The sequence below is a fragment of the Anaerobacillus alkalidiazotrophicus genome (assembly GCF_001866055.1).
The window spans coordinates 369,779-389,727 of record NZ_MLQS01000030.1 but is presented as its reverse complement, the minus strand read 5'-3'; the positions used below and the strand labels follow the sequence as shown (position 1 = coordinate 389,727).

Here is a 19,949-nt window from a genome sequence, read left to right as displayed (position 1 = left end):
ATGTAGTCAAAACAAAAAGAAACTATTATTGTTCCCTTTCACGTGAGATAGTTCTCCACACAACCATTGGGATCGATTGTGTGACAGCTCTACATTTATTCAATGTAGGTCCAGTATAATAGTAGTGAGTTACTGATTATACTTCGGCAAATTCCCCTTTCAGCTATAATCACCGGACCTCATCGCCCTCCTATAACATACTAATGGTTTTTGCGCCTCTACCACCACTTCATTTTTGAAGTATTGGATATTCAATTAATAAATATTGTAACAGAATACTATTAGAATGTAAAATACTAGGTTAGAGAGAACTCGTTCTAGCTTCGCTAGAACATCGGAAATTCAGATGGAGTCTCAACTCCACCTGAATGGAAGTTCCCACCTACGCTACGCTTAGAGGTGGGGGTCTATGACTTAAGTTCAAATCAGTTTGATTACAAACTCCTTTTTCTGCCTCTACCCTTTCAGTTTTTCCATTAATCCTAGAGCTACCTTTTCCGGTATTCCAATCTGACGAAAGTCTTCTAAACTAGCTTCTTTCATCTTTTTTACAGAGCCGAAATGTTTTAATAGGAGTCGTTTGCGTTTTTCACCAACTCCTTCTATTTCATCTAACACAGAAGAGAAGAGACTCTTACTACGAATTTGTCGGTGAAAAGTAATTGCAAAGCGGTGAACTTCATCTTGAATTCTTTGTAATAAATAGAATTCCTGACTATCTCGCTTTAACGGTACAACCACAGGCGGATCACCCTTTAATAATTGCGATGTACGGTGTTTTTCATCTTTAGCTAAGCCACATACTGGTATTGTAAGGCCTAGTTCATCTTGAACAACACTCTGCGCGGCAGAAATTTGCCCTTTCCCCCCATCTATAACGATTAAGTCAGGTAACGGTAAGTTTTCTTTTAACTGTCTAATATATCGCCTTCGAATTACTTCGCGCATAGATTCATAATCATCAGGCCCTTGAACAGTACGAACTTTATACTTACGATAACCTTTCCTGTTAGGTTTCCCATCAACAAAACTAACCATCGCTGAAACTGGATCTACACCTTGAATGTTCGAGTTATCAAAAGCTTCAATAACTTTTGGGGTTGGGATTTTTAGTGCAAAACCTAAATTCTCGATAGCTTTAATTGTTTTTGATTCGTCTCTTTCGATTAAATCAAACTTTTCCTTTAAAGCAGCTGTAGCGTTTTGTATCGCTAATTCTACTAATTCCTTTTTCTGACCACGTTGCGGATGAACTGTTCGCACTTGTAGAAATTCACTTGTTAGGTCTTTATCTATTGAATTTGGAAGAAAGATTTCCTTTGGCTTTATATGTTCCTTTTGACTATAAAATTGTCCTAAAAACGTTAGAAACTCTTCATCTGGTTCTTGGAGAACTGGAAAAATAGATACATCCCGTTCGATTAGCTTACCCTGTCGAATAAAAAATACTTGTACACACATCCAGCCTTTATCGTAATAAAAACCAAATACGTCTCGGTCAATTTCATCGGTAATTGTTATCTTTTGTTTTTCCATGACTGCTTCTATATGTTGGATTTGATCACGATATTCCTTTGCTCGTTCAAACTCAAGATTTTCAGCTGCGGCTTCCATCTTCGAAATTAGTTCTTTTTTTATCGTCGTATGACCGCCATTTAAAAAACGCGTTATTTCCTCTACCATTTCTTTATTTGTAATACTACTAACTTCTTGAATACATGGACCCAAGCATTGATTAATATGAAAATAAAGACAGACACGTTCTGGTATAGTTGTACATTTTCGTAACGGATAAAGACGATCTAGTAGTTTTTTTGTCTCATTTGCAGAGCCTGCATTTGGATATGGTCCAAAATACTTCCCCTTATCCTTTTTTACCTTTCTTGTAGTGATGAGTCTAGGGTGTTCATCAGCAGTAATTTTTAGATAAGGATAACTTTTGTCATCTCTTAACATAACATTGTATTTTGGATCGTACTTTTTAATTAAATTTAATTCTAAAATTAATGCCTCAAGATTAGAGGAAGTAATGATATATTCAAAGTCATCAATTTCACTGACTAAAAGCTGGGTTTTGCCATTATGAGAACCCGAAAAGTAGGATCTCACCCTATTTTTTAATATTTTCGCTTTACCAACATAAATGACCGTACCTTTTGAGTCCTTCATCAAATAACAACCTGGCTGATCTGGTAAGATCTCTAATTTCTTCTTAAGCTTTTCCATCTGTTTAATCACCACTCTTTACTTTATATTACTCTTAAGCTGGTATGATAAGTTTTTGGTGTTTTATCAGTAAACTATAGCATAGGATCAAAAGTCGAACAAACGGTATTATTTAGAATAGAAAAAGTCCACTATCCTTAAATGGACAGTAGACTTTTCATTGATTAAGCTCTCATGTGGGTAGTAATCCCAAATAAATAGAAAAAAGCTTATAAATGTTTATTTAATAATTCTGCTAATGCTTCTTTTGGTTGAAAGCCGACTACTTGATCTACAACTTCACCATTTTTTAATACTAATAATGTAGGGATACTCATTACACCAAATTTACTTGCAGTTTCTTGATTTTCATCTACATCAATTTTTGCAATCTTTACTTTGTCATTGAATTCTCCATCAAGTTCTTCAAGAACTGGAGCAATCATTTTACAAGGACCACACCAAGGTGCCCAAAAATCAACCAATACTACACCTTCACTTGTTTCACTAGTAAAGGTTTGGTCAGTAACATTTACAATAGCCATTGTTAAAATCCTCCCTAAATACCATTTTATACTCACGCGTATTATATCATTATTTATTTAGTGCATGCTACTAAATTGCTTACAATAAGAAATTTCCCTTAAACGAAGAAATTATCCCTACAACCACTCAAACTTCAAAAACTTAGCCTTATTAATTTATGATATCTATTGGCGAAATCTTAACTGCACTAATTTTAAAGCCTGGTATTTTGCAGGTTGGATCTAATGAGTCAGATATCAAACAGTTAACATTTTGGGTTTCTGCCCAATGAAAAGGAACAAAAACTGTGTCTTGGCGAATGTGTTTAGACCATTTGCTTCTTACTATGATCTTCCCTTTTTTAGATTCAATTTGGACCAAACTGTTATCTTGAATTCGGTATTTCATTGCAGTTGATGGGTGAATTTCTATAAAAGACTCAAAGTTTCTTGCAGCTAAAGCCGAACTTTTTCTCGTTTGTACACCTGTTAAATAATGAGCCAATACCCTTCCAGTCGTTAAATACAGAGGATATTCTTCACTAATATTTTCTTTTGACACAGTTGAATAATTTGAAACAGGAATAAGCACAGCCTTTTCATCTGAATGAGCAAATGATGTTTCAAATAACCTTTTCGAACCTTGATGATTTATCGAAGGACACGGCCATAGGATTCCATTCTCTTCTCTTAATCGGTCGTACGTAATACCGTAGTAATCTGCTATTCCACCACGACTTGCCACTCTCAGTTCATTAAAAATATCTTCTACAGATGTAAAAGAAAAGTATTTTCCTTTTCCAAGAGTATGACTAATTTCACAAATAATTTGCCAGTCATGCTTAACTTCTCCTGGACATGCCCTCGATGCTTCTCGTAACGTGACACGCCCTTCTAAATTCGTTAATGTTCCTTCATCTTCTAAATAAGACGATGAAGGTAAAATTAAATCAGCATGTCTGGCAGTTTCAGAAATGAACATATCGACAACGACCAAAAACTTTAATTTTTGAAAAGCTTCTTTTACGAAATTTGCATTTGGGTTGGAAACAACTGGGTTGGAACCCATCAAAAACATCCCCTTAATTTCCCCCCTATGAATCTCTTCCATCATTTCATAAGCAGAGACACCTTTTCTCGGTAAGTCCTTTTCATTAATTCCCCATATTTCCGAAATATATTTACGGTGCTCTTCATTGTCAATCAACCGATACCCTGGTAATTGATCAGCCTTTTGCCCATGTTCTCTTCCGCCTTGTCCATTCCCTTGCCCAGTTATAGCACCATAGCCACAACTAGGTTTTCCAATCTTCCCTGTTACCAAAAGGATATTCAATAGATTTCTGACAGCCATAACCCCATCTGTTTGTTGTTCTACACCTCGAGCAGTAAAAATCATTCCTGATTCTTCTTCTCCAAATTTCCTAGCTGCTCTTTGAATATGCTCAATTTCGATGCCAGTTATTTGTTCAATCTCATTTAAGTCAACAGCATTTAGATGCTTTTCTAATTCTGGAAATCCATTCGTTCGATCTTGAACAAAAAGATCATCAACAAAATTTTCTTCGATGATTACTTTTAATAGTCCATTTGCTAGTGCAGCGTCTGTACCTGGTTTTAGCTTTAGATGTAGGTCCGCCATTTTCGTCGTTTCTGTTTCGCGTGGATCAATGACAATAATATAAGCTCCGTTTTCCTTTGCTTTATGAAAATAAGGAGTCATTGTCGGCTGACATTCTGCAAGATTTGACCCTACTATAATAATACACCTTGAATTTGGGATCTCTGACAAACTATTAGTTAACCCTCGATCAATACCAAAGGCTTGATTTGCCGCTGTTGCTGCTGCTGCCATACAAAAACGCCCGTTGTAATCAATGTATTTTGTTTTTAATGAAACACGTGCAAACTTCCCGAGTAAATAAGCTTCTTCATTAGTTAAAGAGCCACCGCCGTAAACAGATAGTGCATTTAAACCATATTCAGATTGAATACGAGTAAAATTTATTTTTATATGTTCTAAAGCTTCTTCCCATGAAATTTGAACAAATTCACTATCTTTCTTTAAAAGAGGATACTTAATGCGCTCTTTGTGCAGTGCATGCTGATGAGCATTTAAACCTTTAATACATAAACGACCTTGTGACGTCGGATTATCTTTTGAGATTGTTTTATATTTTTTATTTGTAAAGGAAGATTGTTCAATTAATTGCATCTTACATTGCATACTACAATAAGGACATTGTGTATCATATGTTTTTTCGGCCTGCCATTTTTGTTGGTTGGTTCGAAAGTACTTTAATAACATCTCGGTCATAGTTACTCATTCCTTTAAATCATTTTTAATGCTGGCGACTTTCTTTGTGTAGAAGTCTCCATTTCTAATCGGGTTAGTAATACATTACAAAGTTCTTCATCAAACAACACTTCACGAACATGGATTAGGCCAATACGATCTAACCATTCTCCAGTAGTCTCTAAATAATTTGCCGTTTCACGGTAGTATTGGATAAATGCGCTTATTAACTTAATAACTTCTTCGTCATTTTCAGTAACGCATAATAAATTTCCAACCTTAACATTCCGTCCACTGTTACCACCAACATAAATTTCCCAACCTCGATCAATACGTACGATTCCTACATCTTTCGTCGTTGCTTCAGCTCCATCGTGGATACATCCTGAAATACTCATATTCACACGGTGAGGTGTTTGAATAAATTCCATACTTTGTTCTATACGAATTGCTAGATCAATGGCTTCTTCTTTATCACATTTACACACATTTTCACCCATACATGTTCGTACAGGTTGAACCGTATGTTCATTTCTGGAGCACAATCTCATGCCTAAATCAGACCATATACCTTGTAAATATTCTTTTTTCACACCATTTAAACTGATTCGTTGCCCGCTTGTCAGTGTAACAGACGGGATACTATACTTCTCAACTACGTCTGCAATTTTACGTAATTCTTTAGCATCTGTTACACCACCATACATTTGTGGTATGACTGAAAAAGTCCCATCATTTTGTAATGTAGCATTCATATTTTCGTTAAAAAAAAGCGATTCTTGTTTTTTTACATAAGTTGGATATATCATTGCTAAATAATAGTTTAAAGCTGGACGACAGGTTGAACAGCCAGATTCGGTTTTCCAATTAAGTGCTTTCACTACTTCTTCAATAGAAACTAGGTTTTGAACTTGAATTTGATGAACAACTTCATCTTCTGATAACGCCGTACACCCACAAAAAGGTATTTTTTCTATAACTTCATCAAATTCAGGACTTTGAATATAGTTTAATAGATCTTGAACTAATGGCTTACAGCTTCCACACGAACCAGATGCTTTTGTACACTTTTTCACTTCTCCAATAGTTGTTATATCATTTTTTTGACAAGCTTCAATAATTTTCCCTTTAGAAACACTATTACATTGACAGATAATACTGCTAGAATCCATAGCTTGGACTTGTGTTTCTGTCATATTTGGTGGTTGAAACATTTGAACATTCTCTAAATCAGTTACATCTTTTTGCTTTATTATCATATCTAAAATTCGTGAGCCATCACTCGTATCCCCGAACATAACTGCACCAATCATTTTATTACCTTTGAAAATAATTTTCTTATAAACACCTTCAAGTTCATCATAAACTTTTACAGTTTTCGAAGTATCATCTTCATTCAATTGACCGACAGAGAATAAATCAACACCAGAAATCTTTAATTGAGTCGAAAGGACAGAGCCCTTGTAGCCTTCAGTTTCAATATGACATATCGATTTAGCTAGTACTTTTCCTTGTTCATACAATGGTTTGACTAATCCATATACCATTCCTCTATGCTCTACACATTCTCCTACAGCATAAATATCTGGTATATTTGTTTGTAAAAAATCATTTACAATAATGGCTCGATTTGTTTCGATGCCACTTTCTTTTGCTAACTGAATGTTTGGTGTTACTCCCACAGCCATCACAACTAACTCTGCTTCTATTTCTGTTCCGTCCTTAAACCGTAAGCCTCGCACACGATGATCTCCAATAATTTCTTCGGTCATTTTTTCTAGTAAAAAATTCATACCTTGACTTTCTAATTCTTTTTGCAGTAAATGAGATGCCGTTTCATCTAATTGTCTTTCCATTAAAAAAGGAGCTAAATGTACGACATCAACGCTCATCCCCAAGTTTAGTAAACCTCTAGCCGCCTCTAACCCTAAAAGTCCCCCACCAATCACTACTGCTTTTTTATATCGTTTTGAATATTCAATCATTTTTTGGCAATCTTCAATCGTACGGAAAGGAATAACCCCTTCCTTCTTAGCCCCAGGAATAGGAAGCATAAATGGTCTTGACCCGGTCGCTAAAATCAATTTATCATAACCTACTACACGATTTTGATCGGTTATAATCATTTTTTTCTCTTTATCTATTTTGACAACTGTTTCATTTGTAAATAATTCTATATTATTTTTTTCATACCAATTTTGATCATTAATTATAATGTCTTCAATGGATGTATCGCCTTGAAGAACTGTCGAAAGCAAAATACGATTATAGTTAACATGTGATTCTTTTCCGAAAATGGTAATATCAAAGGCCTCAGAATTATTTTTAATTATTTCCTCAACACTACGAACACCAGCCATACCGTTACCTACAACTAATAATTTTTTTCTCATCAAGATAATCTCCTAACAAAATCATAATGTTGTAGCTAATTGCTACTATTTACTTATTCTTTCATAAAATGAGTTAAAATAAAGAAATTACGTCACATTTACTCACATACAAAATAAACATTGATGTATCATAATGTTATTTTCTATTTTTAAATATAAAGAAAAATATAGACTTTCTATAAAATTTGTATTAAGAAAAGTGCACCAGCATAAGACACCCCCTCCACGAATCGGGATCAAACGAGTAAATTCGTTTACTAGCTTGAGAATTTATCAAGCAAAACTTAAATCAATGGGGGGTTCCTTCATCCCCAACTAAATTTTTCGATTTTCTTACGTTTTGAGGTGGGAGCCTACTGTCCCTTAAGAGTGGGGAAAATAATCCTTTTAAAAAAAGAAACCGCAAAGACTAATTCTTTGCGGTTTAAGAATTTCATAATATACAATTTTTTAGCCACTAGATAGTATATCTAGTTGAATTGTTACGTTTAAAATAGACATAGTTTAATGTCGCTTTATTTCACTCATTTATATTATATATAACTAGTTTCCTTGTTAAATTAATAAACTATTTTATGATCCCTGCACCTATAACAAAGGAAAGACCAAGCGAAATGATAAATGAAAGTAAACCGACAGCGCGATTATCTTTCTGTATTTCTTCGTCGACTTTAAAACGTGGCGTTAAAAATTCAAAAACAAAATAACCAAATATAAGTAAGCCAAATCCGAAAAATCCCCAGGTTAACATTGTAAAAAGCGAATCGTTATGTTGAATTGAAAACCGAAAAATGTTTGCCACCCCAAATATTTTCCCCCCTGTCGCTAATGCAACAGACACATTCCCGTTTTTGATCTCTTCCCAATTATTATATTTGGTTACTGTTTCAAAAATTGTTAAGAAAACAATAGTAGCTAAAACTACAACACTAAAGGTGGCAGCTGTGTAAACGAAATCAATTTGAAATAACCGGTCCACATTCCTCACCTCCCATTATTTAAATTCAACAATTGTATTACCAAGTCCACCTTCGTTCATTGCAGCCATCTTAGAACTTTTTACGTGTGGATGGTTTTTCAATAGTTGAAGTACACCTTTTCTTAGGGCACCTGTTCCTTTACCGTGAATAATTGACACCGAATTATATCCTGCCAATAACGCATCATCTAAATATTTTTCAGTACGTTGCATCGCATCTTCAAACCGTTCACCTCTAAGATCTAGTTCTGGTTTCACATGATGGTTTGTCGTGCCCCGTACCGTTGCCATCGGCTTTTTCTCTATTTGTTTAGGGCGATCGAGTAATTGAAGATCTGTTATTGCTACTTTCATCTTCATGATCCCAATTTGAACTTGAAATTCTTTATCAGACACTTTTTCAACAATGTGACCTTTCTGACCAAAGCTAAGTACCTTTACCTCATCTCCAGGGAGTAGTTCTTTACCAATAGTATTTGTAGCTGCAGTTTTTTTCTTTTTATCCTTTAATTTTGGAGCAGCTTCTTCTAAGCGTTTTTTCGCATCAATTAATTGGTGTTCTTTTACGACCCTTGCTTCTTTTTGCAATTCTCGAAGTTCCTCAATGATAAATTCAGCTTCCTCTTTTGCAGTTTGAACTGTTTCATAAGCTTTCTTATCGGCTTCTTCGATAATTTTTTCTTTTTCTCTTTCAAACGAGGCAAATTTTTCCACAAGATCTTTTCTAAGGTGTTCAGCTTCTTCACGAATTTTCGCCGCTTCTTCAATTTCTTTTTCAGCAGCTTTCTGACTAGATTCTAGCGAGGAAATCATGTTTTCTACTTTATTTGTTTCTGTCGATATTTGTGCCTTTGCTTTATCTATAATATCAGAACTTAAGCCAAGACGCTTTGAGATTGCAAAAGCGTTACTACGACCGGGAACTCCAATTAAAAGTCGATAAGTAGGACTTAACGTTTCTACGTCAAACTCCACACTAGCGTTTATCGCTCCTGGACGATTGTAAGCATAAGCTTTTAGTTCACTATAGTGGGTTGTAGCTACAATTCGTGCTCCACGTTGGTAAACATCGTCTAATATCGCAATAGCTAATGCCGCTCCCTCTGTAGGATCAGTTCCAGCACCAAGTTCATCAAAAAGGACAAGACTTTCGTGATCTACCTTGTCTAAAATATCAATAATATTTGTCATATGAGAGGAGAACGTACTTAAATTTTGTTCAATTGATTGTTCATCACCAATATCTGCAAATATAGATTTAAATACAGCCATTTCAGATCCTTCATCAACTGGAATGTGTAAACCTGATTGCATCATTAAAGTAAGTAATCCTGTTGTTTTAAGTGTAACTGTTTTACCGCCTGTATTTGGTCCAGTAATGACAATAGAGCTATATGTTTTACCAAGTTCTACATCAATCGGTACTACTTCATCATGTCCAATTAATGGATGGCGAGCTTTTTTCATGTTCATATATCCAATGTCATTTAATTTTGGTTGGGAAGCTTTTAGCACTTTTGAATATAAGGCCTTAGCAAAAATAAAATCTATTTCAGTTAGCGTTATTACATTTTGTAATAGTTCATCACTAACGAGAGCAACCTTCTCTGAAAGCTCCAATAAGATCTTTTCTATTTCTTGCTTCTCCTTAACCCGAACTTCACGTAATTGATTATTAATAGATACTACTGCTTGTGGCTCAATAAATAGTGTTGCTCCTGAAGCTGATTGATCGTGAATTAATCCACCAAAATTACTACGATATTCTTGTTTTACTGGTATAACGTAACGATCGTTACGGATTGTAATGATTGAATCTGATAACATCTTTTGACTACTAGATGACCGGATTATACTTTCTAGTTTTGAACGAATCGATGCTTCGTGACTTTTAATTTGCGAGCGAATCGTACGTAACGTTGGACTAGCAGAATCAAGCATATGTCCATGGTCATCAATACACATTTTAATTTCACGTTCTACATCAGTAAGTGGTGTAATCGTCGCCACTAATTCTGCTAGTATTGGTAGCTCTACTTCGTCTTCAAGCATATCTTCTATAAACTTTTTAAATCTTCTTCCACCGTAGATGGTACTTGAAACATCTAAAAGCTCCATTTCATTTAACATACCACCTATTTGAGCACGTTTTACACTAGCGTTTATATCACGTATTCCCCCTAATGGTGCCTGCCCCTTTAAACGGAGTACTTTCGTTCCTTCATGTGTTGCGTTTTGCGCATGTTGTATTTCTTCAATGTTTATCATCGGTACTAGTTCTTCTACTTTTTTTCTACCTAGCGAAGAGCTTACATGTTCAATCAATTGTTTCTTCATTTTATCGTACTCTAGAAGACGACATACACGTTGTAACACTGTCCCAACTCCTTAATCATTTCTATTTAAATAATTCTTTAGTTCAGGAAGATCCCAACTATTGATTACAGTTTCTTTTTTTATCCAACCCTTTCTCGCACTTGATACGCCAATTTTCATATCATTTAACATATCCAAATTATGTGCGTCTGTATTAATCATAATCTTCGCCCCTTTTTCTTGAGCTTTTTTTAGCCAATGACTAGCTAAATCAAGACGATGAGGGTTTGCATTCAGTTCTAAAGCTGTATTTGTTTCAACCGAAATATCAACCAGCAAATCTACATCTACATCATAACCATCTCTTCTTCCAATCAGCCTACCTGTTGGGTGAGCAATTAAATCTACATGGTGATTTCTTAAAGCGTTTGTTAAACGCTCCATAATTACAGCTCGATCTTGGGAAAATGATGAATGTATCGATGCAATAACAAAATCAACTTCTTTTATCACTTCATCATCATAATCGAGAGTCCCATCAGGTAATATATCCATTTCAATACCAGTAAAAATTTTGAAGTCATCCCACTTTTCATTAAGCTTAGCAATCTCTCTGTGTTGTTCTTTAAGTCTTTCTACGGTAAGGCCATTAGCTACTTTTAAAAATTTTGAATGATCGGTAATTGCAATGTAAGAATATCCTTTTTCTCTACATGCTTCGGCCATTTCTAAAATAGAATTTGCTCCATCGCTCCAGGTTGAGTGCATGTGCATATCTCCACGTATATCATCCAACGAAATTAATGGATTTTCGATTTGCCATACATCAATCTCGCCATCGCCTTCTCGCACTTCAGGGGGAATGTACTGAAGTCCAAAGTGTTCGAAAAATTCTTCTTCGGAGCGAAATGTACTTATTTTTCCAGTTTCAATATTTTCTACTCCATATTCACTAATTTTCTCGCCGCGTTCTTTTGCAAGCTGCCTCATTTGAACGTTATGATCCTTTGATCCTGTAAAATGATGTAGTGCAGTAGCAAACTCATTCTCTGTAACAAGTCGAAAATCTACTGATAAACGAAGATCATTCATATTTAAGTGTAACGATACCTTCGTGTCCCCAGCAGCAATTATTTCACCTACGTTTTGAAACTTTAAAAGCTGGTCACGTATCTCTTTTGGATCATCTGTTGCTATAATATAATCTAAGTCCTTTACAGTTTCCCTTACTCTTCGCAAACTTCCTGCCCGCGAAAAGCGAATAATACCAGACATATTTACCAAGTTTTCTTCAATTCTTTTCGCAATTGGTAAAACCTCGTAAATAGGGAGACGTTCTGGTTGCTTTCCAAAGTCTTCAATAGCAGCTAATAATTTTTCTTCTGTCTTTTTACCAAAACCAGCAAGGGCTTGTACTTTTTCATCTAAACAAACTTGTTTAAGAGTTTTAACATCTACAACATTTAATTCTTGATATAACTTTCCAATCTTTTTACCACCAAGCCCTGGTAGCTTTAATAATGGAATTAGCCCGCCTGGTAGTTCATTCATTAATTCTTCTAACAGACTAGACTTCCCTTCATTTTTTAGTTCTTCTATAACTGTAGCTGTCCCTTTACCAATACCTTTAAGTTTTGCTGGTTCATCTATCTGTTCTAGTGTTCTTTCATCTACTTCTAACGCCTGTGCAGCTTTTCTGAAAGCTGAAACTTTAAAACTGTTTTCACCTTTTATTTCCATATATAAAGCAATAGTTTCTAGTGTAGTTATGACTTGTTTTTTGTTCATAATAAACCCCTCTCTTTATTTTGAGAGTATATATCTCACAAAATGATCATACCTTCTTTTTACTAATATGAGCAAATATTATTGAACTCACTCAGTTTTGTTATCAACACTTCTATATAATCAAGTAGCCACCTAAACTTATCGATCACTTCTGTTTTCATTTTTGGACACTACTGCCCAATAGAAAGTGAGATAAAATGAAAAGTTATATCTCAAAAAAGGCTTTATAGTGTTCAATATTCATCATAAAGCTGAACTTCAATCAGTGGGGGTTTTCCTTCATCCCCCACTGATTGTTAGTTCAACTTATACCACAGGCATAAGAATAACTAATCATCAGCTATCACTGATGAAAGTTATTCTATATCGGACCTTTAGGGGCAGTTTATCCCCCACCTAAACTTCTCGATTTTCTTAAGTTTTGAGGTGGGGGTCTTACTTGCCCCTTAAGAGGGGGATAAATTGAAAATAAACCTCTCGTATTGATAGAGAAGTTTATTTTCTATACATTAAAATATATTTTCAATCCACATTTCCTTCAACTCGTTAGATAAAATTGGTGTATATTCTAAAATTAACTTTGCAAACGTGGATTCTTTAAGGATATCTTGAACAAATTCAATAGGTAATAAGGCTGCGATATGGAGTAAAACTACTAAAATAAGTAATGTTTCTAAAAAACATAGAATACCACCAAGCCATCCGTTAATAGTACTTAAAATAGGTAGATGTGCTAAAAAGTCAAACATAGAGCCGATTATTTGCAATAAAATTTTTGTTGAAAAAAATAAGATTGCAAAAGCAATTCCAGTGTAATATACGTGTTCAAAATTAAATGCCTCTATTAACATAAAAGCTGGATTATCAGTCGGAAATTGTGGGTATGGAATCCAAAGCCTAATGTGAGTCGCTAGTTCTCCATGGTAAAGATAAGCTACAATAAAAGCAATAATAAAGCCAGTTAAGTGAATGAGTTGAAGAATGAAACCTCTCCTAAATCCAACAAAAAAACTAGTAATTAATAAAATAAATAATAGTAAACTAAACATTTTTTATTTTTCCCCATCTTTCTTTAGTCTTTCTTTCTCTACTTGTTTTTTTAGACGTAAATATTCATCACTAATATTTACTGCTGCTAATACAGCAAGCTGCATTTTATCAAGATACGGATTTGCATTTCTCATTTCTTTCATTTTTTTATCAACTAAATTCGCAACCTCAATAATATGCCCTACATCCGTCCTACCGGAGATCACATATTTTTGTCCATTTATCGTTACCGTAGTTCGTCGTTTTTCATTTTCTTCTCTCACAACGACCCTCCTATTCGAAAAGCTCAAGCCCCTTATTTAAAAGCAACGGATACAAAAGTGCTTTGAGGAAAACCACTTTTGGACTCCCTTGTACTTCTGATATTACCTATCACAAACAGCAATAAAGTAACTACAAGCAGTATACTAACTGAAGCATCCGTGCTGGTAGGCGCTGAAACTAGACATCTCTCCAACTTTAAATTTGTATATACTTTCTTCTTATATGTTACGAAATAAGTAAGCGCTATGATACATCTTTCAATCCAAAAATCCTACAGTCTATCATATCACGAACCGACTCGATTGAAAATATGTCGTTTGATAATTGAGAAGGAATGGGAAACAATGGTACAATCAATGTTAATATATACTCACGAACAATTTTAGCGTACTAGGTATAGTATTCTTAGTAGCAAGAATAATGAATGATGAAATTCTTTAAATTTCACATTGAATAAAGGAGTTTTCACTTTGGGCCAACAAGTTTTGTTAGTAGAAGCTAGTACTATTGAAAAAATGAAACAATTTTATAATGACAGTTTACAATCTAAACTACCACCCGGGGCAGTCTTCTCAGCAAAACCTACGAATTGTACCGTTACTGCTTACAAATCGGGGAAGGTTTTATTCCAAGGAGCACGTCCTGAGGTAGAAGCTATGATTTGGATGGAATTTGCAAAGGGCGCAGTTCAACAAAACAAAAAAAATAAGACGATTAATAATGGGGATGAGAAAAAACGTTTATCTCAACTATCTTTAATTGGCTCTGATGAAGTAGGCACAGGAGATTATTTTGGACCGATAACAGTAGTGGCATCCTTTGTTTCTAAAGAGAAATTCCAACAACTTACAGAACTCGGAGTAAAAGATTCGAAAGGAATGAAAGATCCTGAAATATGCAAAATAGCCAAACAACTAATTAAGGAAATTCCTTACAGCCTACTAGTTCTTCCTAATGAAAAATATAATTCACTCCAAACGAAAGGTATGAATCAAGGGAAAATGAAGGCTATATTACATAATCAAGCGCTGCTACATTTAAAAAAGAAGTTAGCCGATACACCCTATGATGGAATTTTAATTGATCAATTTGTTGAACGGAATATTTATTATCGTTACATTGCTGGTCAGAAAGAAAAAGTACAAGACGAAAATATGTTTTTTCATACAAAAGCAGAATCACTTCACTTATCTGTTGCAGCATCATCAATTATTGCCCGTTATGCTTTTGTAAAAGAAATGGATAAGTTAAGTGAGGCTGCAGGGTTTGAAATACCAAAAGGAGCTGGTCCTCATGTAGACAAAGCCGCGGCTATTCTGATAAAGAAAAAAGGTGTACAGGCTTTAAATAAATTCTGCAAGTTACATTTCGCAAATACAGAAAAGGCAAAAAAGCTACTTTAATAATGGGTATGTTGATTGAGAGTAGATTACTACAGTCAATCAACATTCTCGTTTTTCTTTTTTATACGAAGAATATTTCCGTAAAACCGATTGTCTTCTGCTATCTTTTCCCATTTTGCTTTATCATTGATCACGATAATTTCTGTTGAGATTTGTTCTACTGAAAGGTTTATCTCCTTTTCTACTTCCTTTTGAAGATCAGTATTGTTAACAAGATTCTGTTTAATTAATTGATAATCTCTACTTGCAATAAAACAAGCGATTTTATCTTCTCCACAATAAATACATTGATTTCCTTGCATCAAACTAGTAAGTTCATGTGTAATTAATGAATTACATACCCATTTTTTTTCTTTTATTAAATATAAAAAATCAGTTGAATAATTAAGTGGCTCCCCATCCATCTGAAAAACTACATTCCATACACAATAATCCATTTTTTTCAAAGTGATAATATTTGAAATCTCGTACACAGACTCTCCACCCTTATATTATTAATTTTTCAATATACTTATTACTATCGGCATAAAAAACTTTTTCTTAAATTTGCAAAAAGCGAAATTGTCTGAGTCACGAATAACCGCTTTTCCATTTGGTCATCGCAAAGTAGCAACGAAACCATCCAAATAGCAGCTTCACTGGAAGACCTTTACCAACTCTCAAATTAGAATTTCTTACTTTGTATATTAAAACGGAAGGAGAAATTCCCCCTTCCGTTTTTAGCTATTATGCTCTTAAAGTTACTCCTAACTTATCTTGTAACCCTTCTAGTACGGCATTATGCACTTTCGTTACTTCTTCGTCTGTTAACGTTTTGCTTGGGTCAAAGTAAGTAAGTGAGAAAGCTAAAGATTTATGTCCACTCTCCATTTTCTCACCCTGATATAAGTCAAAGAGCTGCACTGATTTGAGTAATTTACCACCATGGTCTTCGATTACATCCATTACATGTTTAGCATTAATTTTTTCATCAACAACAAGAGCTATGTCTCTAGAAATGGCAGGGTATTTAGGGATTTCATCATAAAATACACTTTTAGGATGAAATTCAAGAACTGTTTCTAAATCAAATTGAAAGACGTAAGTTTCATTTATATCTAATTCTTTTTGTAAAACAGGATGAACTTGCCCGATGAAGCCTATTTCTTTTCCTTCTAACTTGATTGCTGCTGTTCTACCAGGATGTAAACTATCTTTTTTCGCCGTTTCGTAACGAATACTTTCTGATACTCCTAGAGACTCAAACAAACCTTCAAGTACACCTTTTGCTACAAAAAAATCTACTTTCTTTTTCTCACCTTGCCATAAATGACTGTGCCAAGTACCAGTAAATGCTCCAGCTACCATTTCTTTCTCAGTTGGTTGAGTTGACAATTCTTTTTCTTCAGATAAAAAGATTGAACCTACCTCATAAATAGCAACATCATCAATTTTACGATTGTGATTATATTGGATCACATCTAATACGTGTGGGATAAGACTTGTTCTTAACGTACTACGGTCCTCACTCATTGGCATTGCTAGTCGAACAGGTTGAACATTCTCTAACTTTTCACCAAATCCTTTTGCTTTACTTGAATTAGTTAACGAATACGTTATGATTTGATTTAAGCCAACACTTTCTAAAAATTTTCGAACTTTTCTACGACGTAATTGTCTTTGTGTCAATGCTCCAGCTGTAGTAAGACCAACAGGTAACGTTGTAGGTATATGATCATAGCCGTAAAGCCTAGCTACTTCTTCTCTTAAATCTGCTTCAATTGTAATATCTGGTCTACGAGTTGGTACATAAACCGTTAAAAGATCCCCATTATTGGAATATAGAAACTGAAGTCGCTTGAAAATTTGTTCTACGACATCGACAGTTAAATCTGTACCTAACGCTTTGTTTAAACGCTCAATAGAAATTTCAACTGGCAATGGTTTCACATCAAGCTCATTAATTTCAACAAAACCTTCCAACACATTTCCACCTGCAAACTCACTAATTAGCTTTGCCGCTCGTTCTTGAGCTAGGACAACACGATTTGGATCAATTCCTTTTTCATAACGAACACTTGAATCACTTCGTAATCCTAAATCTTTTGATGCTTTTCTTATTGTTGCCCCTTTAAAGTAGGCTGCTTCTAGTAAAATTGTCGTTGTACCCTCGTTAACTTCACTTTTCGCTCCACCCATAACACCAGCAACGGCAACCGGTTCACTACCATTTGTAATAACAAGGTGATCACTTGAAAGCTTACGTGTAACATCATCTAATGTAACAATTTCCTCGCCTTCTGAAGCCCTACGAACTACAACTTCCTTAGAACCAAAAAGATCATAATCAAAAGCATGAAGTGGTTGACCATACTCTAATAAAACATAGTTTGTCACATCTACTACGTTGCTAATAGGGCGAATTCCCGCAGCCATTAAACGGTTTTGTAGCCAAAGTGGAGATGGACCAACCTTTACATCTTTAATAATCATAGCTCTATACATAGGATTATCTTCTAGAGCTTCTACATCTACCTTTATATAGTCTGAAGCAAGTTCAGAGCCTTTTGGTAAATTTGTTGTTGGAATGCTAACTTCTACACCTAAAATCGCTCCTACCTCATATGCAACCCCAAGCATACTTAAGCAATCTGCTCGATTTGGTGTTAATCCTAGTTCTAACACCTCATCGTGTAAGTTTAAGTAATATAATGCGTCTTTCCCAACCTCAACATCATTAGGAAAAACGAAGATACCTTCTGAAACTTCTTTAGGAACAAATTTTGTTTCAACTCCTAGTTCTTGTAATGAACAAATCATACCGTTTGATGCTTGCCCACGAAGTTTCGCTTTCTTAATTTTAAAATTACCCGGTAAAACGGCTCCTACTTTTGCTACGGCCACTTTTTGACCTTCTGCTACATTTTTTGCACCACAAACGATTTGTACTGGTTCTTCTTCCCCTATATCAACTTGACATAAACTAAGCTTATCGGCATCCGGATGTTGTTCACGCTTTACAACATGACCTATAACAACATTTTTTACACCTTTATTTAATGAATGTACAATGTCAACTTCAACACCGCTTCTTGTTAGACGTTCTGCTAATTCTACTGCTGATATATCATTAAGCTCAACATAATCTTTAAGCCAATTAAAAGATACTAACACAAACATTTCCTCCTTGTAAGAAAAGCCCTAGTAACACGCTAGACATGATTCTCGTTTCTTTCTGCTTTGCTTTTTCCTAAGGGCAGAAATTTACTTAAAAGAACCTTACCTATACTATAAACTTTCCACTCATTTTTTAATTTTTATTTAAGTAAATTATGCTCGTTTAAATTGCTCTAAAAATCTTTTATCATTTAAGTAAAAATGACGTATGTCGTCAATCCCATACTTTAACATTGCTAAACGTTCTACACCCATTCCGAATGCAAATCCTGAATATTTTTCCGGATCAAAACCACCCATTTCTAATACACGTGGATGAACCATTCCAGCACCTAACACTTCAATCCAGCCTGTTTCCTTACAAATACGACAACCATCGCCATGACACATTACACAAGAAAGGTCAACTTCAACCGACGGCTCGGTAAATGGGAAGAAGCTAGGACGCAAACGAATCTTTTGATCTGGACCGAAAAACTTCTTAGCAAACTCTAAAAGAACTCCTTTTAAATCACTCATACGAACATTTTCATCTATGTAAAGCCCCTCTACTTGCATAAATTGATGTGAATGAGTAGCATCATCGTCATCTCGACGGAAAACTTTTCCTGGGCAAATAATCTTTACAGGGCCTTTCCCTTTATACTTTTCCATCGTACGTGCTTGAACTGGAGATGTGTGAGTTCTTAGTAAAATTTCTTCTGTAATATAAAAAGTATCTTGCATATCACGGGCAGGATGATCTTTTGGTAAATTTAAAGCCTCAAAGTTATAATAGTCTGTTTCTACCTCAGGTCCCTCAGCTACCTCAAAACCTAATCCAATAAATATATCTTCAATTGTTTCTACTACCGTTGTTAGAGGATGACTTGCACCTACTCGCGCTGGACGGCCTGGTAATGTTACATCAATACTTTCACTTGCAAGTCTTTGTTCTACCTCTAATTCCTCAAGTTTCGTAACCTTCTCTTCTAACTTATTAGAAATCGCTTCCCTAACATCATTAGCCATTTGACCAATAACGGGACGTTCTTCAGCTGAAAGCTTTCCCATTCCGCGTAATACTTCTGTTATTGGACCCTTTTTTCCTAAATATGATACTTTAATATCTTGTAGATCCTTTAGAGTCTCAGCTGTTTCAATTTGATTTAAAGCTTCTTGCTCTAATTCTTTTAAACGTTGTTGCATAATTTTTCCTCCTTAATTTATGTATGTTAAAAAAATTTGACCTAAACGATCAATTTTTTTCACTTTAACTTTAATCAGTAGGGGTTGTAATTAAAAGTTAGGATAAAAGACAAAAAAGCCCTCATCCCAAGCAAGGGACGAAGACTTCGCGGTACCACCCTAATTAACGAATCCAAACTGATTCATTCACTCAAACTTGATAACGGTCCAAGACCGATGCAACCTTAATATTTCTATGTTCCGGTGCCAACTCCAGAGCGAATTCAATTGCTGCGATCATAGAAGCACTTTCAGTCTAGGTACTTCATCCCTGAGATGTCGTTTAGGCAATTTACTACTCTCTTTCAACGTTTTTAGTATTATGAAATTCGAATTCAATTATAGTTG

General features: G+C 34.9%; 13 protein-coding genes, 1 riboswitch and 1 other annotated feature. Of the genes, 1 reads left to right on the top strand and 12 read right to left on the bottom strand.

Going from position 1 to position 19,949, the window contains the following annotated elements; genetic code table 11:
* Positions 1-40: 40 nt before the first annotated feature.
* Positions 41-229: riboswitch (Lysine riboswitch) on the bottom strand.
* Between the two features lie 227 nt (positions 230-456).
* The 9 genes from uvrC to zapA all read right to left on the bottom strand — a co-directional run bounded on the left by uvrC (position 457) and on the right by zapA (position 13,814).
* Complete coding sequence (uvrC, locus tag BKP45_RS17830) at positions 457-2,226, bottom strand: excinuclease ABC subunit UvrC (RefSeq protein WP_071389927.1); 1,770 nt, start codon at positions 2,224-2,226, stop codon at positions 457-459.
* A 209-nt stretch (positions 2,227-2,435) separates the two neighbouring features.
* Positions 2,436-2,750 (bottom strand): thioredoxin, encoded by a 315-nt coding sequence (gene trxA / locus BKP45_RS17825; protein WP_071389926.1) that lies wholly within the window; start codon positions 2,748-2,750, stop codon positions 2,436-2,438.
* Between the two features lie 151 nt (positions 2,751-2,901).
* Positions 2,902-5,046, bottom strand: coding sequence for an assimilatory nitrate reductase catalytic subunit NasC (gene nasC, locus BKP45_RS17820; protein ID WP_071389925.1), 2,145 nt, complete (start codon positions 5,044-5,046; stop codon positions 2,902-2,904).
* 14 nt (positions 5,047-5,060) lie between these two features.
* Positions 5,061-7,421, bottom strand: coding sequence for a nitrite reductase large subunit NirB (gene nirB, locus BKP45_RS17815; protein ID WP_139193819.1), 2,361 nt, complete (start codon positions 7,419-7,421; stop codon positions 5,061-5,063).
* 565 nt (positions 7,422-7,986) lie between these two features.
* Positions 7,987-8,397: a DUF350 domain-containing protein gene (locus tag BKP45_RS17810; RefSeq protein WP_071389924.1), complete on the bottom strand. Its 411-nt coding sequence runs from the start codon at positions 8,395-8,397 to the stop codon at positions 7,987-7,989.
* A gap of 15 nt (positions 8,398-8,412) precedes the next feature.
* Positions 8,413-10,773 carry an endonuclease MutS2 gene (locus BKP45_RS17805; protein WP_084787876.1) on the bottom strand — a complete coding sequence of 787 codons (2,361 nt, stop codon included), beginning with the start codon at positions 10,771-10,773 and terminating at the stop codon, positions 8,413-8,415.
* A gap of 12 nt (positions 10,774-10,785) precedes the next feature.
* Positions 10,786-12,501 (bottom strand): DNA polymerase/3'-5' exonuclease PolX, encoded by a 1,716-nt coding sequence (polX, locus tag BKP45_RS17800; protein ID WP_071389923.1) that lies wholly within the window; start codon positions 12,499-12,501, stop codon positions 10,786-10,788.
* Positions 12,502-13,010: 509 nt separating this feature from the next.
* Entirely contained in the window at positions 13,011-13,550 is a 540-nt protein-coding gene (locus tag BKP45_RS17795) for a CvpA family protein (protein WP_071389922.1), read from the bottom strand.
* Positions 13,551-13,553: 3 nt separating this feature from the next.
* Positions 13,554-13,814, bottom strand: a complete 261-nt coding sequence (zapA, locus tag BKP45_RS17790; RefSeq protein WP_071389921.1) for a cell division protein ZapA — start codon at positions 13,812-13,814, stop codon at positions 13,554-13,556.
* A gap of 471 nt (positions 13,815-14,285) precedes the next feature.
* Between zapA and rnhC the strand changes: the two genes are divergently transcribed.
* Positions 14,286-15,218 carry a ribonuclease HIII gene (gene rnhC / locus BKP45_RS17785; protein WP_084787874.1) on the top strand — a complete coding sequence of 311 codons (933 nt, stop codon included), beginning with the start codon at positions 14,286-14,288 and terminating at the stop codon, positions 15,216-15,218.
* 35 nt (positions 15,219-15,253) lie between these two features.
* On the opposite strand, the gene BKP45_RS17780 is transcribed toward rnhC, so the two are convergent.
* The 3 genes from BKP45_RS17780 to pheS form a co-directional block, all read right to left on the bottom strand.
* Positions 15,254-15,691 (bottom strand): hypothetical protein, encoded by a 438-nt coding sequence (locus tag BKP45_RS17780; RefSeq protein ID WP_071389920.1) that lies wholly within the window; start codon positions 15,689-15,691, stop codon positions 15,254-15,256.
* A 253-nt stretch (positions 15,692-15,944) separates the two neighbouring features.
* The gene (gene pheT / locus BKP45_RS17775; protein WP_071389919.1) at positions 15,945-18,371 is read right to left on the bottom strand and encodes a phenylalanine--tRNA ligase subunit beta; all 2,427 of its coding nucleotides are present in this window, start codon (positions 18,369-18,371) and stop codon (positions 15,945-15,947) included.
* A gap of 156 nt (positions 18,372-18,527) precedes the next feature.
* Positions 18,528-19,562, bottom strand: coding sequence for a phenylalanine--tRNA ligase subunit alpha (gene pheS / locus BKP45_RS17770; protein ID WP_071389918.1), 1,035 nt, complete (start codon positions 19,560-19,562; stop codon positions 18,528-18,530).
* Between the two features lie 130 nt (positions 19,563-19,692).
* Positions 19,693-19,919, bottom strand: a binding site (T-box leader).
* Positions 19,920-19,949 lie beyond the last annotated feature (30 nt).